Origin of the sequence: Cryobacterium sp. Hz7 (assembly GCF_004402815.1) — a bacterium.
Taxonomy (GTDB): domain Bacteria; phylum Actinomycetota; class Actinomycetes; order Actinomycetales; family Microbacteriaceae; genus Cryobacterium; species Cryobacterium sandaracinum.
Genome location: NZ_SOFB01000048.1, coordinates 40,192 through 61,384, shown reverse-complemented (window position 1 = coordinate 61,384; position 21,193 = coordinate 40,192). Strand labels below are relative to the sequence as shown.

24 protein-coding genes are annotated in these 21,193 nt (G+C 62.8%); all 24 read right to left on the bottom strand.

All coding sequences use genetic code 11. From position 1 onward, the window contains the following. Positions 1-3 precede the first annotated feature (3 nt). The 24 genes from rpsS to E3N86_RS09875 all read right to left on the bottom strand — a co-directional run bounded on the left by rpsS (position 4) and on the right by E3N86_RS09875 (position 21,187). Positions 4-285 (bottom strand): 30S ribosomal protein S19, encoded by a 282-nt coding sequence (rpsS, locus tag E3N86_RS09990; RefSeq protein ID WP_104100966.1) that lies wholly within the window; start codon positions 283-285, stop codon positions 4-6. 9 nt (positions 286-294) lie between these two features. Continuing rightward, positions 295-1,134, bottom strand: coding sequence for a 50S ribosomal protein L2 (gene rplB / locus E3N86_RS09985; protein WP_104100967.1), 840 nt, complete (start codon positions 1,132-1,134; stop codon positions 295-297). A 25-nt stretch (positions 1,135-1,159) separates the two neighbouring features. Beyond that, positions 1,160-1,462: a 50S ribosomal protein L23 gene (rplW, locus tag E3N86_RS09980; protein WP_104100968.1), complete on the bottom strand. Its 303-nt coding sequence runs from the start codon at positions 1,460-1,462 to the stop codon at positions 1,160-1,162. Then, on the bottom strand, positions 1,462-2,112 hold the full coding sequence (rplD, locus tag E3N86_RS09975; RefSeq protein ID WP_134373320.1) for a 50S ribosomal protein L4: 651 nt from the start codon (positions 2,110-2,112) through the stop codon (positions 1,462-1,464). Before rplD ends, rplW begins: the two co-directional genes overlap by 1 nt. A 4-nt stretch (positions 2,113-2,116) precedes the next feature. Then, positions 2,117-2,776: a 50S ribosomal protein L3 gene (gene rplC, locus E3N86_RS09970; RefSeq protein ID WP_134373318.1), complete on the bottom strand. Its 660-nt coding sequence runs from the start codon at positions 2,774-2,776 to the stop codon at positions 2,117-2,119. Between the two features lie 8 nt (positions 2,777-2,784). Further along, entirely contained in the window at positions 2,785-3,093 is a 309-nt protein-coding gene (rpsJ, locus tag E3N86_RS09965; protein WP_035834607.1) for a 30S ribosomal protein S10, read from the bottom strand. Positions 3,094-3,627: 534 nt separating this feature from the next. After that, positions 3,628-4,428, bottom strand: coding sequence for a hypothetical protein (locus tag E3N86_RS09960; RefSeq protein ID WP_134511890.1), 801 nt, complete (start codon positions 4,426-4,428; stop codon positions 3,628-3,630). Between the two features lie 21 nt (positions 4,429-4,449). Beyond that, entirely contained in the window at positions 4,450-4,680 is a 231-nt protein-coding gene (locus E3N86_RS09955) for an Rv0909 family putative TA system antitoxin (protein ID WP_134511889.1), read from the bottom strand. A 133-nt stretch (positions 4,681-4,813) separates the two neighbouring features. Further along, positions 4,814-6,007, bottom strand: a complete 1,194-nt coding sequence (tuf, locus tag E3N86_RS09950) for an elongation factor Tu (protein ID WP_104100973.1) — start codon at positions 6,005-6,007, stop codon at positions 4,814-4,816. A 143-nt stretch (positions 6,008-6,150) separates the two neighbouring features. Further along, positions 6,151-8,265: an elongation factor G gene (gene fusA, locus E3N86_RS09945; RefSeq protein WP_104100974.1), complete on the bottom strand. Its 2,115-nt coding sequence runs from the start codon at positions 8,263-8,265 to the stop codon at positions 6,151-6,153. 105 nt (positions 8,266-8,370) lie between these two features. After that, complete coding sequence (rpsG, locus tag E3N86_RS09940) at positions 8,371-8,841, bottom strand: 30S ribosomal protein S7 (protein ID WP_066597688.1); 471 nt, start codon at positions 8,839-8,841, stop codon at positions 8,371-8,373. Beyond that, complete coding sequence (gene rpsL / locus E3N86_RS09935; RefSeq protein WP_055811472.1) at positions 8,841-9,215, bottom strand: 30S ribosomal protein S12; 375 nt, start codon at positions 9,213-9,215, stop codon at positions 8,841-8,843. Before rpsL ends, rpsG begins: the two co-directional genes overlap by 1 nt. A 323-nt stretch (positions 9,216-9,538) precedes the next feature. After that, positions 9,539-10,195 (bottom strand): spermidine/putrescine ABC transporter substrate-binding protein, encoded by a 657-nt coding sequence (locus E3N86_RS09930; RefSeq protein ID WP_134511888.1) that lies wholly within the window; start codon positions 10,193-10,195, stop codon positions 9,539-9,541. Between the two features lie 61 nt (positions 10,196-10,256). Next, a complete protein-coding gene (locus E3N86_RS09925; RefSeq protein WP_134511887.1) occupies positions 10,257-10,766 on the bottom strand; it encodes a DUF6121 family protein in 510 nt (169 codons plus the stop codon). 61 nt (positions 10,767-10,827) lie between these two features. Continuing rightward, positions 10,828-11,796 carry a hypothetical protein gene (locus E3N86_RS09920; RefSeq protein WP_134511886.1) on the bottom strand — a complete coding sequence of 323 codons (969 nt, stop codon included), beginning with the start codon at positions 11,794-11,796 and terminating at the stop codon, positions 10,828-10,830. A gap of 109 nt (positions 11,797-11,905) precedes the next feature. Beyond that, the gene (locus tag E3N86_RS09915) at positions 11,906-12,577 is read right to left on the bottom strand and encodes a hypothetical protein (RefSeq protein ID WP_134373310.1); all 672 of its coding nucleotides are present in this window, start codon (positions 12,575-12,577) and stop codon (positions 11,906-11,908) included. 44 nt (positions 12,578-12,621) lie between these two features. Continuing rightward, the gene (locus tag E3N86_RS09910) at positions 12,622-13,290 is read right to left on the bottom strand and encodes a hypothetical protein (protein ID WP_134511885.1); all 669 of its coding nucleotides are present in this window, start codon (positions 13,288-13,290) and stop codon (positions 12,622-12,624) included. Further along, entirely contained in the window at positions 13,287-14,333 is a 1,047-nt protein-coding gene (gene pilM, locus E3N86_RS09905) for a type IV pilus assembly protein PilM (RefSeq protein WP_134511884.1), read from the bottom strand. Before pilM ends, E3N86_RS09910 begins: the two co-directional genes overlap by 4 nt. Before the next feature lie 22 nt (positions 14,334-14,355). Beyond that, the gene (locus tag E3N86_RS09900; RefSeq protein ID WP_134511883.1) at positions 14,356-15,207 is read right to left on the bottom strand and encodes an A24 family peptidase; all 852 of its coding nucleotides are present in this window, start codon (positions 15,205-15,207) and stop codon (positions 14,356-14,358) included. Beyond that, positions 15,200-16,585 (bottom strand): hypothetical protein, encoded by a 1,386-nt coding sequence (locus E3N86_RS09895; RefSeq protein WP_134511882.1) that lies wholly within the window; start codon positions 16,583-16,585, stop codon positions 15,200-15,202. Before E3N86_RS09895 ends, E3N86_RS09900 begins: the two co-directional genes overlap by 8 nt. An 853-nt stretch (positions 16,586-17,438) precedes the next feature. Continuing rightward, positions 17,439-17,867, bottom strand: coding sequence for a prepilin-type N-terminal cleavage/methylation domain-containing protein (locus tag E3N86_RS09890; RefSeq protein ID WP_241986018.1), 429 nt, complete (start codon positions 17,865-17,867; stop codon positions 17,439-17,441). A gap of 120 nt (positions 17,868-17,987) precedes the next feature. Further along, positions 17,988-18,422 carry a type II secretion system protein gene (locus tag E3N86_RS09885; protein WP_134511880.1) on the bottom strand — a complete coding sequence of 145 codons (435 nt, stop codon included), beginning with the start codon at positions 18,420-18,422 and terminating at the stop codon, positions 17,988-17,990. A gap of 134 nt (positions 18,423-18,556) precedes the next feature. After that, positions 18,557-19,786: a type II secretion system F family protein gene (locus tag E3N86_RS09880; RefSeq protein ID WP_134511879.1), complete on the bottom strand. Its 1,230-nt coding sequence runs from the start codon at positions 19,784-19,786 to the stop codon at positions 18,557-18,559. Further along, positions 19,787-21,187 carry a type IV pilus twitching motility protein PilT gene (locus E3N86_RS09875; protein WP_134511878.1) on the bottom strand — a complete coding sequence of 467 codons (1,401 nt, stop codon included), beginning with the start codon at positions 21,185-21,187 and terminating at the stop codon, positions 19,787-19,789. Positions 21,188-21,193: the final 6 nt, after the last annotated feature.

The following is a 21,193-nucleotide window of genomic DNA, read 5'->3' as shown; positions in this document are numbered from 1 at the left end:
GCGTTAGCGGCGACGGCCCTTCTTGTCGTCCTTCACGTGTCCACGGAAGGTGCGGGTGGGCGCAAACTCGCCGAGCTTATGCCCGACCATGCTCTCGGTGACGAACACCGGGATGTGCTTGCGTCCGTCGTGCACGGCGATGGTGTGCCCGAGCATGCCGGGGATGATCATCGAACGGCGCGACCAGGTCTTGATTACGTTCTTGCTGCTGGCTTCGTTCGCCTTGACAACCTTGCGAAGCAGGTGGTCGTCAACGAACGGGCCTTTCTTGAGACTGCGTGGCATCGTCTACTCCTACTTACGCTTCTTGCCGACGGTACGGCGACGAACGATGAGCTTGTCGCTTTCCTTGTTCGGGTGGCGGGTACGCCCTTCTTTCTGGCCCCAAGGGCTGACGGGGTGACGTCCACCGGACGTCTTACCCTCACCACCACCGTGCGGGTGGTCGACCGGGTTCATGGCGACACCACGAACGGTCGGGCGAACGCCTTTCCAGCGCATCCGGCCGGCCTTACCCCAGTTGATGTTCGACTGCTCGGCGTTGCCGACCTCGCCGATCGTGGCGCGGCAGCGGGCGTCGACGTTGCGGATTTCTCCGGACGGCAGGCGCAGCTGGGCGTAGATGCCATCCTTCGCAACGAGGCGAACGGATGATCCGGCGGAGCGGGCCATCTTGGCGCCACCGCCCGGACGCAGTTCGACCGCGTGGATGATGGTACCGGTCGGGATGTTCTTCAGCGGCAGGTTGTTGCCGGGCTTGATGTCAGCGCCGGCGCCCGACTCTACGATGTCGCCCTGGTTCAGCTTGTTCGGGGCGATGATGTAGCGCTTGGAGCCGTCCATGAAGTGCAGGAGCGCGATGCGCGCCGTGCGGTTGGGGTCGTACTCGATGTGAGCAACCTTGGCGTTGACGCCGTCCTTGTCGTTACGACGGAAGTCGATCAGACGGTACTGGCGCTTGTGTCCACCACCGATGTGACGGGTGGTGATGCGACCCTGGTTGTTACGGCCACCGGTCTTGGACAGGGGGCGAAGCAGGGACTTCTCCGGCGTGGAGCGGGTGATCTCTGCGAAGTCTGCAACAGATGAACCGCGACGACCGGGAGTCGTGGGCTTGAACTTACGAATAGCCATTTCTTATTCCTCTAGTCCGCGCCGCTTAGCCGACGGCCGTGAAGATGTCAATGGAACCGGACTTGAGCGTGACGATGGCACGCTTGGTGTCCTTGCGCTTGCCCTGACCGAACTTCGTGCGACGCGTCTTGCCGATGCGGTTCATGGTGTTGATCGAAGCGACCTCCACCTTGAAGATCTTTTCGATCGCGAGCTTGATTTCGGTCTTGTTCGAGCGCGGGTCCACGATGAAGGTGTACTTGCCTTCGTCGATCAGGCCATAGCTCTTCTCAGAGACGACCGGAGCGATGATGACGTCGCGGGGATCCTTGTTGATCGGGGTAGCCATTATGCGGACACCTCTTCCTTCTTGGTCTTGCTCGCCACGAACGCGTCGAACGCGCCCTTGGTGAAGACGATGTCGTCGCTGACGAGAACGTCATAGGCATTCAGCTGGTCCCACGGCAGAACGTGCACCGTCGGCAGGTTGCGGATGCTGCGCAGCGTCAGTTCGTCGGTGCGCTCCAGGACGACCAGCACGTGCTTGCTGCTGGCGATCTGGCTGAGCAGCTCGATGGCGCCCTTGGTGCTGGGCGTCTCGGCGCTGAAGAGTGCGGTCACGACGTGCAGGCGGTCGCCACGGGCGCGGTCAGAAAGGGATCCGCGCAGTGCTGCCGCGATCATCTTCTTGGGGGTGCGCTGTTCGTAGTTACGCGGGGTCGGTCCGTGAACGATTCCACCACCGGTCATCTGAGGGGCGCGGATCGAGCCCTGACGAGCGCGACCGGTTCCCTTCTGCTTGAACGGCTTGCGGCCGGAACCGGAAACCTCGCCACGACGCTTGGTCTTGTGAGTTCCCTGACGTGCGGCAGCGAGCTGCGCGACGACGACCTGGTGGATCAACGGGATGTTGGTCTGAACGTCAAAGATTTCGGCGGGCAACTCAACGGAGCCGGCCTTCTTACCCTTGGCGTCGATGAGATCGAGTGAGGTAGTCATACGACTAGGCTCCCTTCACTGCATTGCGGACGAATACGAGGCGGCCCTTGGCGCCGGGAACGGCACCCTTGACCAGCAGGAGGCCCTTCTCGGCATCCACGGCGTGAACCTTGAGGTTCAGCACGGTGACGCGCTCGCCACCCATACGACCGGCCATGCGCATGCCCTTGAAGACACGGCTCGGGGTCGAGGAAGCACCGATGGAACCGGGCTTGCGGTGGTTGCGGTGCGAACCGTGAGAGGAGGAAACACCCTTGAAGTTGTGACGCTTCATAACACCGGCGAAACCCTTGCCCTTGCTGGTGCCCATGACGTCGACCTTGGTACCGGCAGCGAACACACCGTCAACGGTGAGTTCCTGGCCCAGGGCGTAGTCAGCGGCATCCGCAGTGCGGAGCTCGGTGAGGTGGCGGCGAGGCGTGACGCCTGCCTTTTCGAAGTGTCCGGCGGAAGGCTTGTTGACCTTGCGCGGATCGATGGCCCCGGCAGCGATCTGGACGCCGGCGTAACCGTCGATGTCTTTGCTGCGGATCTGGGTGACAACGTTGGGCGAGATTTCGATGACGGTGACGGGAACGAGCTTGTTGTTCTCATCCCACACCTGCGTCATGCCGAGCTTCTTGCCGAGGAGACCCTTGGTGGTCTTGGTATCTGAGTAAGACATCGCGGGCCCTAGAGCTTGATCTCGATGTTGACGTCGGCCGGCAGGTCGAGACGCATGAGCGAGTCGACAGCCTTCGGGGTCGGGTCAATGATGTCGATCAGACGCTTGTGGGTGCGCATTTCAAAGTGCTCCCGGCTGTCCTTGTACTTGTGAGGGGAACGGATGACACACACCACGTTCTTCTCGGTCGGAAGCGGCACGGGGCCGACGACAGTCGCACCCGCGCGGGTCACTGTGTCGACGATCTTGCGCGCCGAGATGTCGATGACCTCGTGGTCATACGACTTAAGTCGAATGCGGATTTTCTGTCCCGCCATGTCGAACTCGCTTTCTTGTCAAGGCTTCGTACATCCCGAGGGGCTGCATTGGACGCCGTAGTAGCACTGCTGCTGTCGCACCACTGTTCATCTGTCAATTTCGGCAAGGCCGCGGAGCGGTCATGCCGAGCCAACCCGCTTCTCCACACTCGCGCGTGGGGGAAGGCATGGATTTACCCAGCTGTCCCGGCTGTTGGTTTGAGCTATGTTCTGCTACCCGCGGCCTAACTGTGCACCTGGCGCCTTTTACGGCGAACGGCACAAGCTATGCACTGCCTGGCAGTGATCCCGACACCGCGTGCAGCGCGGCAGTCGAAAGTGTTGAACTAGAAGAGTCTGCCACAGGGTTGGGTCATTGTGCAACCCGGGCGTGTCGCGGGCGGCGTGTCGCCACATCCGCGTCGTTCCGCGGCTCGGTCGGCTCTCGCCCCGGGCGCGTCGCCGCCGCCATTCACGCCTCGCGCGAGTGCTGCGCCGCTCCGCGCGGGGCACGCCACCAGCGCAGCGGCGCAACACCCGCGCACCACCGGCACCTCACCGAAACTGGATTCGCGGGCGCCCGAACGGCAGCCCCAACTGCAGCAGCCGAGTGCGCAGCCGACTCTGACTCATCCCGACCGGGAAGTCCCACCGGGTGAACGCGTGCACCTGGTGCCGCACGCCATCCTCACGGCGTTTCTCGTCGTAGAACACCTCGGCGGTGGTGCGATCGCCTCGCAACACGGGGTCGAAGTATTTGCCCTTGCCGCCGGCCTCCCCCACCGAGTTCTCGTCGATCCAGTAGAAGTCCGTGAAGACGGTCTTGCCTTCGACGACGAACGGATGCTGCAGCACCGGCTCCGGAAATCCGTTCAGCGCCACGTTGACGCGGCTTCCGGACTCGTTGGGGGAACCGGACAGCGTCGAAGAGAAGTCGATCACGGCCCGCGCCCGCACGGACCCGCGGAAGGGAAGCAACCCTTCCCAGGTCTCAAGCAGCCTGGCTCTGGTGGTCAGAGGCAGAATGCGCCCCCTGCGATCCACCGCAATGGAGCGGTCGGCCATGGCGACCGCGGACTTCAGATCCAGAGTGGCGGCGAGGTCGACGACCGTGCGTTCGACGCTGGTGACCAGGAGTCCGTTCACCACGGCGATATCCCGCGTGTCGAGTCCCAATGCATGCTTGCGGATACCCGGCGTCGAGCGTCCGCCGCGGGTGCGTTCGGTGAGGGAGTGGACCTCGGGCGGCCAGCCGGCGAGAGTGGGGAGTCCCCACAGGACAGCCGCGGACCCGTTCGCAGGTGGCATGCCACGCGCGAAGCGGCGCACGACCCGCGCCACGGTGCGCTCGGTCACCGAAGTGAGCTCGACCAGCGGTTACCTGCCGTCGGGGCCAGTGCCTCGAGCGTCGCGGTCGGTCGGACCGTCCCCGCGACCGAGGTGTTTGTCCGCCGCCGCTCGGGCATCCTTGATCTTGTCGGCGTGCTTGTTGCCGGTGACCTTGTTCGCGGCGGCGGCGCCCCCGTCGAGGATCTTGTCGGCGATCTTCTCGCCCTTCTCTGTTTTGAGGAACTCCTGCGCTTTGCGGCTGATGTCGTTGAAATTCACGGGTGCTCCGATCTGGGGCTGTTGAGGTCCATGTCAAGGCTAGTTCCTGGGCGATTCGGGATCAACTGGCCCCGCAAGTCGGGCACGAAAAAAGGGCCGGCCCCGAAGGACCGACCCCATTTTCTGAAGGGAACTACTTGACGATCTTGGTCACCGTTCCGGCGCCGACGGTGCGGCCACCTTCACGAATGGCGAAGCCGAGGCCCTCTTCCATGGCGATGGGCTGGATCAGCGCGACGTTCATGTCGGTGGTGTCGCCGGGCATGACCATCTCGGTGCCCTCAGGCAGCGTGATGACGCCGGTGACGTCCGTGGTGCGGAAGTAGAACTGCGGGCGGTAGTTCGCGTAGAACGGGTTGTGACGCCCACCCTCATCCTTGGACAGGATGTACGCGGTGCCCTCGAAGTCGGTGTGCGGCGTGACCGAACCCGGCTTGACGACAACCTGGCCGCGCTCGACGTCTTCGCGCTTGGTGCCACGAAGAAGAAGGCCACAGTTCTCGCCGGCCCATGCCTCGTCGAGCTGCTTGTGGAACATCTCGATACCCGTGACCGTGGTCTTGATGGTCGGGCGGATGCCGACAACCTCGACCTCGGAGTTGATCTTGAGGGTTCCACGCTCGGCGCGGCCGGTGACGACGGTTCCACGACCGGTGATCGTGAAGACGTCCTCGATCGGCATCAGGAAGGGCTTGTCCTTGTCGCGGACGGGCTCCGGGAAGTAGTCGTCGACAGCCTTCATGAGCTCAAGGATGTTGCCGACCCACTTCTCGTCGCCTTCAAGCGCCTTGAGTGCGGAAACGCGCACGACGGGAGCGTTGTCGCCGTCGAAGCCCTGGGCGGAGAGGAGTTCGCGAACCTCGAGCTCAACGAGCTCGAGGATCTCTTCGTCGTCAACCATGTCGGACTTGTTCAGTGCCACGAGCAGGGACGGCACGCCGACCTGCTTCGCGAGCAGGACGTGCTCACGGGTCTGAGCCATCGGGCCGTCAGTAGCGGCAACCACAAGGATCGCCCCGTCCATCTGAGCAGCACCGGTGATCATGTTCTTGATGTAGTCAGCGTGGCCCGGTGCGTCTACGTGCGCATAGTGACGCTTTTCGGTCTCGTACTCAACGTGCGAGATGTTGATCGTGATACCGCGCTGGCGTTCTTCCGGAGCAGAGTCGATCGACGCAAAGTCGCGCTGAACGTTCGTCTTGGACGGGTACGTGTCGGCAAGGACCTTGGAGATCGCTGCAGTCAGCGTGGTCTTTCCGTGGTCAACGTGACCGATCGTTCCGATGTTTACGTGCGGCTTGGTCCGCTCGAACTTGGCCTTGGCCACTGTGGGTCCTCCTCAGGACTCATGGCTCCATCGACCGCTGGTTTGCGGCCGGTGAAACTGCTGGATTTGTGTACTTATGCTACTCGGGCCGGGAGGCCGAAGCGATTTGGGCCCGAAGGCCCGGAGAGACCGGAAGCCTCAGGCTATTCGCCCTTGTTCTTCTGGATGATCTCTTCGGCCACGGCCCGGGGGACCTCCGCGTAACTCTCGAAGGTCATCGAGTACACCGCGCGGCCCGAGGTCTTCGACCTCAGGTCACCGATATATCCGAACATCTCCGACAGCGGCACGTTGGCGCGAATTACCTTCACGCCCTGAGCGTCCTCCATGGTCTGGATCTGTCCACGACGCGAGTTGAGGTCGCCGATGACGTCGCCCATGTACTCCTCGGGCGTACGAACCTCGACGGCCATCAGCGGCTCGAGCAGAACAGGGTCAGCCTTACGAACGGCTTCCTTGAAGCCCATCGAACCGGCAATCTTGAACGCCATCTCCGAGGAGTCGACATCGTGCGCGGCGCCGTCAAGCAGGCTTGCCTTGACGCCCACCATCGGATAACCGGCCAGGACGCCAACGTGCAGCGCATCCTGGATTCCTGCGTCCACCGAGGGGATGTACTCCCGGGGGATGCGGCCACCCGTGACCTTGTTGACGAACTCGTAGCTCTTCTCGGCAGTGATCTCGAGCGGCTCGATCGCGATCTGAATCTTCGCGAACTGCCCGGATCCACCGGTCTGCTTCTTGTGCGTGTAGTCGTGACGCTCGACCGCCCTGCGGATGGTCTCGCGGTAGGCGACCTGAGGCTTGCCGACGTTGGCTTCGACGTTGAATTCACGTCGCATCCGGTCGACCAGGATGTCCAGGTGAAGTTCACCCATTCCCTTGATGACCGTCTGACCAGTTTCCTGGTTCTGCTCGGTGCGGAAGGTCGGGTCTTCTTCGGCCAATTTCTGGATCGCAAGACCCAGCTTCTCCTGGTCCTGCTTCGTCTTCGGCTCGATCGCAACCTCGATGACCGGGTCAGGGAACGTCATCGACTCGAGCACGACCTGCGCGTTCGGGTCGCACAGGGTGTCGCCTGTGGTGGTGTCCTTGAGGCCGATGACCGCGTAGATGTGACCGGCGGTCACGAAGGCCACCGGGTTCTCCTTGTTGGCGTGCATCTGGAAGATCTTGCCGATGCGCTCCTTCTTGCCCTTGGTCGAGTTGACGACCTGGGCGCCGGAGTCAAGGTGACCGGAGTACACGCGAACGTAGGTCAGACGACCGAAGAACGGGTGAACGGCGACCTTGAACGCGAGGGCCGTGAACGGCTCCGTCGCGTCGGGGTGACGCATGATGACCTTTTCCTCGTCGCGCGCGTCGTGGGCCTCGATGGCCGGCACGTCGAGCGGGGTGGGGAGGTAGTCGACGACTGCGTCAAGCATCGGCTGAACGCCGCGGTTCTTGAACGCGGAACCGCAGAGGACCGGATAGATCTCGCTGGAGACCGTGAGCCCCCGAATCGCGTGCTTGATCTCGGAGACGGTGAGCTCTTCGCCGGAGAAGTACTTCTCCATGAGGTCGTCGTCGGTCTCGGCGACGGTTTCAAGGAGCAGCTTGCGGTATTCCGCGGCCTGCTCGGCAAGGTCGGCCGGGATCTCTTCGATGGCGTACTTGGAGCCCATCTCGACGTCACCCTTGGAGTCGCCGCGCCAAGTCAGTGCACGCATTTCGACGAGGTCGACAACACCCTCGAAGGTGTTCTCGGCGCCGATGGGAAGCTGGATGACGAGCGGCTTCGCGCCGAGGCGCTTGACAATGGTGTCGACCGTGTAGAAGAAGTCGGCGCCGAGCTTGTCCATCTTGTTGACGAAGCAAATGCGGGGCACGTCGTACTTGTCGGCCTGGCGCCAGACGGTCTCCGACTGGGGCTCAACGCCCTCCTTGCCGTCGAACACTGCGACGGCGCCGTCGAGGACGCGGAGCGAACGCTCCACCTCAACGGTGAAGTCGACGTGGCCGGGGGTGTCGATGATGTTGATCTGGTTTGAGGCCCAGAAACAGGTCGTCGCGGCAGACGTGATGGTGATGCCACGTTCCTGCTCCTGCGCCATCCAGTCCATGGTCGAGGCGCCGTCGTGCGTCTCGCCGATCTTGTGATTGACACCCGTGTAGTACAGGATGCGCTCAGTGACGGTGGTCTTGCCAGCATCAATGTGAGCCATGATGCCGATGTTGCGGACCTTACTCAGGTCGGTGAGCACGTCAAGTGCCACGGGGGTCCTCCGGAAGTTTGCTTGTGGATCTTGGGGCGAAACAGAGCATCCGGTCGCCGGGCCCATCGAGATCTGCTCTCGACAAGCCCGGATTCCGGAGCGCGACTACCAGCGGTAGTGAGCGAAGGCCTTGTTCGCCTCGGCCATCTTGTGCGTGTCCTCGCGGCGCTTCACAGCGGCGCCGAGGCCGTTGGATGCGTCGAGGATTTCGTTGGTGAGACGCTCGGTCATCGTCTTCTCGCGACGAGCCTTGGCGTAGCTGGTCAACCATCGCAGAGCCAGGGTGTTGGCGCGGTGCGGCTTGACTTCGACGGGCACCTGGTAGGTGGAACCACCGACGCGGCGCGAACGCACCTCAAGGGTCGGGCGCACGTTGTCGAGTGCCTTCTTCAAGGTGACGACGGCATCCGCACCGTTCTTGGCAACGACGCCTTCGAGTGCATCGTAAACGATGCGCTCGGCGAGGCCCTTTTTGCCGTCGAGGAGGATCTTGTTGACGAGCTGGGAGACGATGGGGGCGCCGTATACCGGGTCAGCGATAACGGGACGCTTGGGCGCTGGGCCTTTACGAGGCATTACTTCTTCTCCATCTTGGCGCCGTAGCGGCTACGAGCCTGCTTGCGGTTCTTGACGGCCTGGGTGTCCAGTGCGCCGCGAACGATCTTGTATCGAACACCGGGGAGGTCCTTCACACGACCACCGCGGACGAGCACCATCGAGTGCTCCTGCAGGTTGTGACCCTCGCCGGGAATGTAGGCGGTGACCTCGGTACCGTTCGACAGCTTGACGCGGGCGACCTTGCGGAGGGCCGAGTTCGGCTTCTTCGGCGTGGTCGTGTAAACACGGGTGCACACGCCGCGCTGCTGGGGGTTGGACTTCAGGGCGGGCGCCTTGGTCTTGGTGACCTTGGGGCTGCGGCCCTTTCGTACCAACTGCTGAATGGTGGGCACTAATTACTCCTTGTTTGTGCTGCACGGTGACAGCTCATTGATGGTTAGCATTCGAATCGTTCCGTTTCCGGCCCGATCGAGTTCATCTGGACCCACCGAAACACGCGGAATGAGTTTCGCGGGCCGTAGTGGGTATGCCGTGGGGGCTGCTCGGAGAGCACACCCTGTGTGAGTGCCACATCAAGGCGCCTAAGGTGCGGCACGACAAGATCGCGGTGGCATGACTCAAGCGCACGTCAAAGCGCACACCTCGAAAGGATATCCCGGGGGTGACCGCTGGGTCAAATGGATCACGCGGCCCCGGGGGTTCGTTCAGGTGTTGTTCACGGGCCGCGCGGCCAGAGCGGGGAATCGAGCGCGGTGTCGAGGTCGGCGAGGAGAGCGAGCACCCAGGGTTCGGCGAATTCGGTGACGGCGCTGCGCATCCGTTCACGGTGCCGGGACAGTTCGGCGCAGACCCGACCGCCGACCAGTGCCGCGTGTTCGTCGGCGCGTGTGACCTCGGCGCGGATGGCCGCCTTCTCCTCGACGGTCAAGGGAGGCGGGTCAACGGGCAGGGCCACGGATGCCTCGGGCCGGGCGAGTTCGGCGAAGGTGAAGAGGTAGGGGGCGTCGGGCATGGCCGGCGGGTCGAGGTCGAGGCCGGTGTAGGCCGGGTCCAGACCCTCAGCGGGGCGGTAGGTCAACGCGGCCTGCTTGCGCTCCTCGTTCAGGCGGATCTCCCGGAGCAGCAGGGGGAGGTGCGTCTCGGTGAACTCGTCGACCTCGGCGTCGATCAGGTGCTTCAGGCGCATGGCGAGGGCGTGCTGCACGGCGTGCGGGACATCCGTGGCGAGGCCGGCGGCGGCGATGACCGGCGACCCGAAGCAGGTGCGGCACAGGCGTGAACGGCCACGATGCGTGCCCGGGCGCCAGCGCGGCAGCCAGTTGAGCCAGTCGTCAACCTGCTGGCTGACCCGCAACTCGATGGAACCGCCCATGAAAGACAAGGGTACCCGATCGGAGTGCACCGCAGTCAGCGACTTTCAGGCCGGCGGTGTTTCAGTCTTCGCCGTGCTCCCACGGCCATTTCGGGGGGCCGCGTTCGGGCATCCGTGAGGCGAGGACCAGCGAGTAGAGCAGGGTGACGATGAAGGAGAGGATGCCGGTGGTCACCGCGAACGGGCCCAGCAGCACGGAGGCTGCGAACCCGACGCTATCGCCCGGGAGCCCGGCGGTGTCGGCCGGCACCCCGGTGCCGAGCGCGTAGAGCACCCCGCCCACCAGAACGAAGACGACAAGCGCGGCGACCCCGGTGCCGAGGGAGTACCCGACGGCGATCCGCTGGTTCTCCGGTCTGGTGCGCAGCCCGAGCAGCAGCATCAGGGTGAACACCAGCACCACGGCGGCGGCGGTCATGATCGGGCCGACGAGAGGTCCGGCGTTGGGGTCACTGATGACATCCGTGTCGGTCAGCAGGCTGATCATTCCGAAGGCGGCGACGAGGAGCGCGGCAAGGAGCACTGCCGCGAAGACGGCGACGACCGTCGCGTACTTCTGGTAATTTCGCATCGATCCTCCTTGATGGCGTACCTGCTGGGGCCCGGCACGCTGAGCGCCGGGCGTCGACCGACTAGTTGCTGCGGATGCCCTGCGGTCCGGCGGCGAGGACGCGGTCGTATTCGGCCTTCGCTGCAGCGTTGCGTTCGGTGACGGCACGGCCGTTGCGGGCGATCCAGGCGCCGGCCCAGATCGGCACCTCGCGGGCGACGACCGCAGCGGCGATGGCCCCCGGGTTCAGCCACTGCTGGCTGATGAAGCGCGCTGCCTGGTCGGGCGTGAAGTTCCAGGCCTGCACGCTCAGCAGCGCCGCACCGATGTAGGAGAAGTAGACGACCACGGCCACCAGGAAGCCGAAGAGCACGTAGGCCCACCAGCCGCCGCGGTTCACGATCAGCACCAGCAGGGCGAACGCGACGAAGAAGAAGATGACCGGCACGTAGAAGATGGGCAGCACGATGAAGTCGGTGAACTTCGAGGCCGTGTCCGCAATGGACAAGCTGCCGATGCCGGACAGCACGAAGGCGACCACGGCGTAGAGGGCGGCGAAGATGACGGTGGAGAGCAGGGCGATCAACGCGCCGGGACCGCGGTTGCTCTTGTAGCGGGGAGCGGTCGGCGCCTGGATGTAGACGGGGGGCTGCGCCGTGCTGTTCGTAGTGGCATAGGCCTCGGCGGGCGGGGCCTCTGATGGGGTCGCAGCCGGGTTCTCGCCGGGCTCGATGCGCCGGGTCTCGGCGGTGGTGTTCACCGGGGCGATGTTCACGGAGGCGGCGGGCACGTAGGTAGGCGTCGCGGGCTCGCGGGAGGTCGCGGAGGTGTCATAGGAGATCGGCTCGCCGACGGGGGTGGCCGGGTAGTGCGCCGGTGTCTCAGCGGCAGCATCGGTCGCGTCGCCGGACTCGGCCGGAGCGGAGTGGGAGCCGGTGCCGGTGTAGTCGGGGGCATCCGTGCGCTCTTCATGGCCGGCGTAGTCGACCGGTTCAGGCTCGTTGTCGTGGTTGCGATTGCGGTTGCCCTCAGGGGACGATGTGTCGCTCATGGTGCGCTCCTTGTGGTTGGCCGTGACGATCAGCCATAACTTTAGCAATGTGTGCCCCCCAGCTGAGGGAGGCTCGACCGGACGGGGCGCTGTGTCGAGTCAAGTCGAGCTAGCCTGCGGGGGTTGCTGCGACGGAAGCCGGATTGAGCAAGACGTAGACAAAAGCAGAAATTTTGGCGGTCGAGATGTCCGGCGATACGGTCGTCGTCTCAATTGACGTCACCAGTGCGAGGCGGTCGCCCTTCTGGAGACCGTCGAGGTAATCCAGAAGCTTGGAGTAGTTGCCCTCGATGGAGACCGTGATCGGCACAGCCACGAAGTTTTCCCCTGTGATGCCTGCAGGGGCCACCGGGAGGGTAGGAGCTGCGGCGGCAGCGGCCGGAGCAGCCGCAGCTGCAGCCGTGTCCTCACTGACGGTTGCCGCTTCTTCCTCTGCAACGGGAGCTTCGGTGGCCACAGGAGCAACCGGCGCCTCGGGTGCATACCGCTCGGCATCGCCGACGGAGAAAGCCGTCAGCCTGACCTCGTTTTGGCTACTCAAGGCATCGAGCTGGCTCAGGAAGGCTGGGATCTCTGCCCCATCGGGGACGGCCTTCCGAACAGACGCCAGGTCATTCTTGAGTGCGCCAATGCCCTCAAATTGCTTCTTGAGCGCCGAGAGACGCTCGTCAGCGTCCGCATTCTGTTGTTCGACGAGGAGGCGATCTGCGTTCGCAGCACTCGCCGTCTTCAAATTCGGGGAAATGCCCACCATCCAGCCGAGGAGGATGGTGACCCCCATTAGTGCTATTACGCCGAGCACCCAGAGTCGGTTCCGATCCACGGTTACTTCTCCTCAGCGTCGGCGAAGCGTTGTGAGAACGCTTCCTCGTTGATGTGCAGGACCAGATTCACTTGGTAGGTACCCAGATCGGTCTGTGTGATCGTGCCCGGAGTTCCATCTTCATAGCCGGGCAGGTCCTTCAGCCCTGTGAGCCACGCAGGGGCTTCGGGCAGATTCGTGCTGGTGAGGTCGAGTATGAGTGTTGCCACTCGGGCGCCCTGCAACGGCACAGTCGCCTGGTCATATAGCGACAGCGGCGATGCAGAGTTCACCGTTACGGCGTCGATGGTCACGTCCGTGGGCAGAATGGTCCGCACGCTTTCGAGGTACTCCTTCCAGTCGATCTCGGTGGATGCGCCCAGCCGGCGTGCTGAGATCGCCAGGTCGACCTCGTTCTGAACGTTGCGCGCCTCGACGTACTTCGACTGCTCGGCCAGGAGTTCGATTGTGCGGTCCTGCGCTGCAACCAGATTGTCCTGACTTTGCATCACGAGCCATGAAGAGCCGGCCACGCCCGCCAAAGCAAGGAGGACCACAAGAACGACGGAGGCACCGAGGTTTCGCCGCAGGGCTTTGCCTCGTCGTCCTGCGGCCACTTCGGGAGGAAGAAGGTCTACGCGCGGCTCTGCTCCCAGCACCAGCTCGTCGGTGACGGATGAACGGCGGCTCATGCCTGGCTCCCCAACGCGAGACCCAGCGCGACAGAAAATGCACCGCGCGACTGTTGCAGGGCTTGCGCGGTGACACCTTTGCCCAGTGCAACCGCCGCGCTCGGGTCGGCCGAGAAGACCGGCATCCGTGTCATTTCGCCCAATGCCTTGGCAAATCCATTCAGCTGGGCACCGCCACCGGTCAGCACGATGCGGGTCACCGGCAGGTTCTGCCTGGTGTTGACGAAGTAGTTGACGGTGTTGCGCAGGCTCGTGAGCAACTCTGTTGTCACCTCGGAAATGATTGTGTCGGCCATCTGGTTGTCAGTCACCGACGCGGAGTGCAGGCCCTGCGTTCGCTTCAACGCTTCTGCCTCCTCCGCCGTGATTCCCAGGCGAAGGACGAGCGCCTGTGTCAGGTCGCCTCCACCGGCCGGTATGAGGCGCACGAACTGCGGGACGCCCGCCCGTGTCACGACTACCGTCGTCGTCGCGACGCCGACGTCGATCTGCACCACGGCATCTTCGGATTTGGCCCCGCGATAGATGACTCGACTCAAGGCGAACGGGATGAGGTCGACTTCAACCGGGTTCAACCCAGCCAGCTGCACGGCCTTCACGTTGCTCTGAACCGCTTCCTTGATTGCGGCGATCAGCAATCCATTGATTTCCGGACCATTCTCACCCTCGGTCTCGGAGATCGGGTAAAAGTCGAGCAGAGCGTCCGCCACCGGCACCGAAAGCATGTCCTGCACCTGGAAGGGCAGCGATTCGCGGATGCGTTTGATCGACATTTTAGGGACGGTCAGGTCGCGGGCGAGCACTCGATGGTTTCCCATGCCGAGCACGACGTTCTTGCTCTTGAAGCCACCGGACGACCACAGGCTCTTGATCGCCGCTGCCACCGTATTGGGTTCGACGACCTCGCCCCTGTTGACCGCCCCCTCGGGCAGTCCCACCTCGTGGTAGCGCACCAGAGTGGGCTTGCTGCTGCCAGCATCGCTCACCTCGACGGCCCTCAGACCGGCCGTGCCGATATCGATTCCTACGACGTTCGCCGTCATTGCGTCTCCTTCGAGGATCGAGTCATGATGCCAAACCAAAGAGCGAGAGATAACCGTTGGCTATCTGTTCACCGTAGAAGATTCCGAGCCAGGCGCCCGACAACATCCAGGGGCCGAAGGGGATGCCGCTCTTGCGGTTCGCTTTGCGTGCGATCAGGAGAATAAGCGCGAAGACACCACCAAGCAGGAAGGCGGCGAAGCCGCCCACCGCGAGTTCTCCCCAGCCGAGCCAACCCAGGTACAGGCCGAGTACGCCGGCGAGTTTCACATCGCCGAGTCCCATGCCGGCCGGGTATGCCAAGGCCAGCAGCAGGTAGACGCCGAAAAGCACCGCAGCACCGACCAGAGCGCCGAGGATTCGTTCTGGCTCACCGGCAAGTAACGCCGCCGTACCCAGCAGGATGCCGGCGACCGGATATGCCGGTAGCACGATGCGGTTGGGCAGAGTCTGGGTGTCAAGGTCGATCATGACGAGCGAAACGCTCACGGCCGCCAGATACAGGAACGCCACCAGGGTGGCAAGCACCCCTGCCATCGCTAGCCCGGTGGTCGAGCCGAACCCGGTGGTCGAGCCTGTCGAGACCCCCGACAGCACCCACACGGCCACGCAGGCGAAGAAGACCGCCGTTCCGAGCTCAACAAGCGGATAACGCGCCGAGATGCGCACCTTGCAATCCCGGCATTGTCCGCCCAATACCAGCCACGAGAGTACGGGAACGTTATCCCAGGGGCGAATGCGCCTCCCACAGCCACCGCAGGCACTCGGAGGTGACACAATCGACCGCCCCGCAGGAACTCGGAAAATCACCACGTTCAAGAACGAACCGATCAGGGAGCCGAACAGTCCAGTGCCCGCGACGAACAGGCTAATCACTCGTTTCCCGGTCGCGCAGGCTGATCCGTTCGCCGAGGTGCGCGGGAATCGGAGGAACGTAGGGGTTTCCCGAAAGGTCGACTCCGGGCACGCCGACGGGAACGAAGGTGAGTTTGGCCTGCTGGCCGAACTCGACCTCGCCGCCGTAGATCTGCCCTCGCCAGCCGTCGCGGTCGCTGTAGAACTTGCAGGGCGTGTATGCCATGACGGATACCTCTGGCGCGATGTCAGTCTCACTGCTCATTGTGATGTTCCCAGACGGCGCGACACAGGTCGGGAGGCCGTCCGCACTGTTGCTGTCCGGGACGTAGAGCCACAGTTTCCGTGCGGTCGTGTCGCTGGAAAGAACCTTGAGTTTGGTGAAGGCGAAACTATGGGCGGCCAGGGCAACGTGTGTCTGCAGCGTGAGAGTCTTGACGTTAGAGTCGGTCGAGATGCCGGCTGCACCGCACTTGGTCAGCGTGTTGACGACGGTTGGTACGGTGAGGGCGGACAAGCCCGTCCACGCGGGCTCAACGCCGCTGATCACGCACGGTCCGTTCCAGACGAGTTCCTGGAATCCCTGTGCAGCCCAAGTCGTCGAGGAGAACGGTGCTGGGTATGGGATCTCGCTCCAGTTGGGGACGGCTGGAACAGGAGGAGGGACCAATCCGGTGACATTCTGGGTTTTGGCACCGACGATGGTGCCGAGATTGGAGATTGTTCCACTGGACTGCACGAAGCCGTTGACTTTGGAATTGTTCGCCACCCTAGCGACGCTCGTTGCGCTTCCGGCAACGGTGACATTCCCCTTGACCGTGGAACCGGGGCTGCTCGTTACGCTCACGTTCCCGCTGGACAGCAGGCTCCCGTTCACTGTGGCACCATTCGCGACGGAAATGACATTTGACCCTGCGGCGACTCCCTGACCTGCGGCGATGACGTCGCCTTGAACGAGACTCGCGCCACCCTCCAAGGTGACGTACTTGGCAACGTGGATCGTGCCCGAGACGGTGCAATTGTCGAGTAACGCAAAGCCGTTACCGAGAATGAGGTTCCCGGCGATCTTGGCTCCATTCGTGCAGATCGCGTTGCCGTTTTTGATCTGAACGTCAGCCGCAACGGTGTTGACGGCGGAGTCGAGGGTGAAGTTCTTGAGCACACCCGAGATGGTGTGGGCGTAGACCGCGGAGCCGATGGTGGGAATTGTTACCTGGGTAGGAATGTAGGTGTAGACCGCTTCGAGCACGCTGTCGTCACCCGAAGATGCACCCGAGACCCCGTTCGCCTGCGCGAATCCGGTTGAGATGATTTTCACCTTTGTGGAGGCGCTGGTAGGGCAGCCGGTGACCCAGCCAGTTCCCGTGTCGATCTGAACCTTGGTGTCGTACTTCGGCACAGCTCCCGATGCGGAGCTGTACAAACTGCTGCGTGCACTGCAACTTTCTGGCCCTGTCGAGGTCTGAAGGCCGACCATCGTAACGTCGATGCCTGCCTCGGCGGCGGCGCGGGACTGGACTGACGCTCGCGCGGAGCTCGTGGCACCTAGTCCGTTCAGCGTCGCCGCTGTTACCGTGAGAGCGATGATCGCTGTAACGGCCATGACGCCGATGACAGCCAATAGAGTGCTGCCCTGCTCATTGGACGGTGACGGTCGAGAGGTGAAAGACGAAAGACTCATAAGCATGTCGGCACACTCTCCCCAGCATCAGGCACGGGTTGACGACTCAATGCAGACGTCTTAATGAGCACGGAGTTGCCTCCGTCGTCTCTCACTTGCATTGCGAGGTCGAGCTGTCGGCCCGTGAGGGTGAAAACGGTCGCTCCAGAGATCGGCTGAATACCAGTACTCAGGAGCGTCCACGTCGCAACGTCAGTCGGGGTCGGCGTGGGGATAGTCGTTCCTGAAGTCGTGTATCGCACTTCACCGTTGCCGAAGTACCAAGCCTGACAGCGCCAGATGGGATCGATACCCGCGCCGACGGTTCGCGCCTTCAGAAGTTGCGTGCCTGCGGAGGGGACGATCAATTGCATGGAACTTGCGTTTCGAATTCCCTGCGTGACGGACTTTGAGACCAATTGGCCGGTGCTACTGGCTTGAGAGGATTTCCGCACAGTGCCTTGTGCGGAAAGCGAGCTGATTAGGAGGCTTCCAACAATAAAGAGCACTACGACTGAGAGCATTGAATAGATGATCAATTCGATGAGGCTAACGCCTTTATCACCACTGAGAGGGAGGCCGCGCACAGCACTCATGGGGTGGCCGACTTGACGTAGACCAGAGTTGTCGCCTCGGCCATCACCTTGACGTCGCCTGCTTTGGTAACCCAAGCCCTAACACTGACCACTCCAGGATAGGTTCCGGGACAAGGGCCCACCAGACGGTGCGGCTGGAAAACTGTACCTCCGGACAAACCCGAGGTAGCGACGGACCCGTCATCGAACGCACCTACTTCGGCGCAGTTCGGAGCCACCGCACGAATCGCGTCGAGTTGCTGACTCACCAGCTGACTCGCAGAGGCAATGGTCGAGCTCAGAACCGTGGTCTTCATTGCCGTGATCAGGAGGGGCAGAAATGCAATTGTCAACAGGGAGAGAAGGAACATCGAGATGACAACCTCAATCAAGCCGAAGCCGGGATCGCCGCGGTCTGGGTTCGCACCCGGCGAAATCTGTAGCATCGTCACGGTTGGGTTCCGGTCTGCCAGGTCGTGCTGCGGAAGGTTACAGGAATGAACCAAACGGGGGACCGCAGTTTTGCGGTACCCCCGTTCGGCATAAGACAGGATTAGCGGTAGCGCCTACGGGCACACGCCAGTTTTAACTCCACTGCTGTCCGTGATGTGGAACTTCGTGGCACCCGTGCTCTTACTCACACCATCGATGCAGAAAGCGACACCAGAGGCAGCCGGGCCGGTGCCCTTCCAAGCGATGGATGCCGTGTTGTCGCTGATGGCAAGTCCATATTTGCCCAGTCCGGCGACGGTCAAAGCCGGCACTGTCGTCGCCCCGTCCGTGAAGTAGGACACGACGGCGATTTTCGCCGTTGCGAGGTCGGACTTCACGCCGCCGTCCTTGGCTGAATCCTGCTGCCCGAGGAAGATCGGAATGGCGATCGCGGCGAGGATGCCGATGATGATGACGACGACGAGAAGCTCAATGAGCGTGAAGCCCTTTTCCTTCTGGCCGAGTTCTGAACGCTTGTGGGCAAGCGCTTCCGAGATGCTGCGGATCATGTGGAAGTCCTTTTCTGGATGGGTGCTGGGAAAGGCGATTGCGTTTGCCTGATTTGAGCTTATGGGCCAGCCAACGTTGTACTATCCCACGTTCAGGGGTAGGGGGCCGATTTCATGCCCCCAATGCGGGGGGGCTACTTGATGTATTCGAAGATGCTGAACATGGGCATGTAGAGGGCAACGATCATCCCGCCGATGACAACACCGATGAACGCAATCATCAGGGGTTCGATCAGCGCAGTGAGTTGCTCGGCGGTCGCTTGGACTTCCTGGTCATAGAAGTCGGCGATCTTGCCCAGCATCTGTTCCAGGGCGCCGGCGTCCTCGCCGACCGCGATCATCTGGGTCACCATGGCTGGAAAGACCGGCTCCAGACTGAGCGGTCCCGCGATTGACTTACCTTGACGCACCGATTCCTGCACCTTATGCAGGGCAGACTCGACGACCCAATTTCCGGAGGTTTCACCCACGATGCTCAGCGACTGGAGGATAGGCACACCGGCCCCAATCATCGTTGAGAAGTTGCGACTGAAACGCGCAATTGCGAGCTTCGTCAAGAGTTGACCGAAGACGGGGAGTTTGAGTTTGACCGGGTCGACGGCTTTGCGCACGCGCTCGGTGTTCTTGTTCTTCTTCCACCAAATACTGAACGCAATTGCCACGAGGATGAGAACAGGTAGCAGCCATACCATTGCTTTCGAAAGCACGACCAATACCATCGTGGGCGCGGGGAGCTGCCCGCCGAAACCAGCGAACATCTTCTCGAAGACCGGAACGATGAAGGTAAGCATGCCGATCACAGCGACGACAGCCATGATGAGCACAATGGTCGGATAGGCCAGGGCTGACTTGATGGTGTCGCGCAGCTTCACCTCGGATTCGAAGTTCCCAGCCACTGAATTGAGCGATTTTTCGAGGAATCCACCCGTCTCACCTGCCCGGACCAAGTTGATCATGATGGGCGGAAAGACGATGGAGTGCTTCTCCATGGCCTCTGACAGGGAAACGCCTGTCTCCACATCGGTACGGATTTTCCCCAAGATCTTGGCAAGTTCCTTGTTTTCGGTCTGCTCGGAGAGAATATTCAGGGTTCGTAAGAGCGAGAGGCCAGCCGAGGTCATCGTCGCCATTTGGCGGCTCATGATCGCCAAATCTTTGAGTCCGATACTTTTACTGAACCCGGGAATCCGGATCTCCGTACTGAGTCCGGTTCCGTCCGCGGCCTCGCTGACCGAGATCGGTGACAGCCCCATGGTGCTCAGGCGTGCCATCGCGGCACTCTCAGAGGCTGCGTCCAGTCGCCCCTTTACAGCTTTACCAGCGGCGTTGCGCGCCTTGTAGGCATAAGCCTGAGTTGTTGCCATTTAGTGTCCTCTGGATGAGTACGAGTCGCCGAAGTCGATTCCGCTAGCCGACATTCCCCGGCCAGTGGTTTCGGTGGGGTCCACGCGGCGGATCAACTGGTTGAGCCCCTCGAGGTCCTGCGCCTTCTCCTCAGCGGATGCGCGGGTGATCAGACCCGCGTCGACGAGCTCGGCCAAGTGCTGATCCATGGTGTGCATGCCGAGCGCACGGCCGGCCTGCATCGCGGACGCCACCTGGTAGGTCTTACCCTCGCGGATCAGGTTTGCGACCGCGGAGGTCGTGACCAGGACCTCGGTGGCGACCACCCGGCCGCCGCCGATCTTCTTGACCAGGGTCTGACAGACCACACCCTGCAGGGTGGCGGCCAGCTGCGCGCGCACCTGACCCTGCTGATGCGGCGGGAACACGTCGATCACGCGGTCGATGGTCTGGGCCGCCGACTGCGTGTGCAGGGTGGCGAAGACGAGGTGGCCGGTCTCGGCAGCAGTCAGGGCCACGGAGATGGTCTCCAGGTCGCGCAGCTCGCCGATCAGAATCACGTCGGGGTCCTGGCGCAGCACGTGCTTGAGCGCGGAGGCGAAGCTTTTCGTGTCGTGGCCGACCTCGCGCTGGTTGACCAGCGACTTCTGATGCTTGTGCAGAAACTCGATCGGGTCTTCGACCGTGACGATGTGGTCGGCACGGGTGCGGTTGACCAGGTCGATCAGTGCCGCCAGGGTGGTGGACTTGCCCGAACCGGTGGGGCCGGTCACCAGAACCAGGCCGCGAGGAAGCTTGGCGAACTGGCCGACGGTTTCGGGGATGCCGAGCTCTTTCAGGGGCTTGATCTCGCGCGGGATCAGGCGGAAGGCCCCGCCGATCGAGTTGCGCTGGTAGTAGTAGTTCACGCGAAAGCGCGCGCCGCCGGCCGTATAGGCGAAGTCGAGTTCGAGCTCCTCCTCGAACTGCGCGCGCTGCTTCGCCGAGAGGATGCTGTAGAGCGCAGAGGTGACCTTGTCACCCATCCACTTGCTCGCGCCCTCAATCGGCCGCAAGCCGCCATCGACACGGATGCTCGGTGGCGCTCCGACGGTGATGTGCAGGTCGGAGGCGTTCAGGTCGAGAACCTCGGCCAGGGCGTTCAGCAGGTCAAGGTCGGAGACCTCGTTGTCGCCGGTGCGGTTAGCGCGGGCGCGGCGCCCGGTCGTCTCGACCGCGCCGGTGTCCACCGGGAGGACCGTTGTCGCCGGCTGCGCGGCATCCGTAACATCGACGAACTCGAACTCCGCCGAGTCAGGAGCGGCCGGCGCGGCATCGTGCTCCGTCGGTTCGGCACCACGACGCTCGGGATCGCCGAGGCTCCAGCTGCCCCCGGCAGCCCCAGGAGGCGTGACCGGAATTTCATAGATGGGCTGGCTCATGCAGAT

Coding starts and splice junctions, on each gene's coding strand:
- rpsG (WP_066597688.1), bottom strand. CDS start 8,841: ATGCCTCGTAAAGGCCCAGCGCCCAAGCGTCCCGTTATCGCTGACCCG.
- E3N86_RS09890 (WP_241986018.1), bottom strand. CDS start 17,867: ATGCTACAGATTTCGCCGGGTGCGAACCCAGACCGCGGCGATCCCGGC.
- E3N86_RS09875 (WP_134511878.1), bottom strand. CDS start 21,187: ATGAGCCAGCCCATCTATGAAATTCCGGTCACGCCTCCTGGGGCTGCC.
- rplC (WP_134373318.1), bottom strand. CDS start 2,776: ATGTCTTACTCAGATACCAAGACCACCAAGGGTCTCCTCGGCAAGAAG.
- rplW (WP_104100968.1), bottom strand. CDS start 1,462: ATGGCTACCCCGATCAACAAGGATCCCCGCGACGTCATCATCGCTCCG.
- pilM (WP_134511884.1), bottom strand. CDS start 14,333: ATGACGGCGAACGTCGTAGGAATCGATATCGGCACGGCCGGTCTGAGG.
- E3N86_RS09920 (WP_134511886.1), bottom strand. CDS start 11,796: ATGAGCGACACATCGTCCCCTGAGGGCAACCGCAATCGCAACCACGAC.
- rplD (WP_134373320.1), bottom strand. CDS start 2,112: ATGACTACCTCACTCGATCTCATCGACGCCAAGGGTAAGAAGGCCGGC.
- E3N86_RS09915 (WP_134373310.1), bottom strand. CDS start 12,577: ATGGGGGTCACCATCCTCCTCGGCTGGATGGTGGGCATTTCCCCGAAT.
- rpsS (WP_104100966.1), bottom strand. CDS start 285: ATGCCACGCAGTCTCAAGAAAGGCCCGTTCGTTGACGACCACCTGCTT.
- rplB (WP_104100967.1), bottom strand. CDS start 1,134: ATGGCTATTCGTAAGTTCAAGCCCACGACTCCCGGTCGTCGCGGTTCA.
- E3N86_RS09885 (WP_134511880.1), bottom strand. CDS start 18,422: ATGATCCGCAGCATCTCGGAAGCGCTTGCCCACAAGCGTTCAGAACTC.
- E3N86_RS09925 (WP_134511887.1), bottom strand. CDS start 10,766: ATGCGAAATTACCAGAAGTACGCGACGGTCGTCGCCGTCTTCGCGGCA.
- E3N86_RS09880 (WP_134511879.1), bottom strand. CDS start 19,786: ATGGCAACAACTCAGGCTTATGCCTACAAGGCGCGCAACGCCGCTGGT.
- E3N86_RS09910 (WP_134511885.1), bottom strand. CDS start 13,290: ATGAGCCGCCGTTCATCCGTCACCGACGAGCTGGTGCTGGGAGCAGAG.
- rpsJ (WP_035834607.1), bottom strand. CDS start 3,093: ATGGCGGGACAGAAAATCCGCATTCGACTTAAGTCGTATGACCACGAG.
- E3N86_RS09930 (WP_134511888.1), bottom strand. CDS start 10,195: ATGGGCGGTTCCATCGAGTTGCGGGTCAGCCAGCAGGTTGACGACTGG.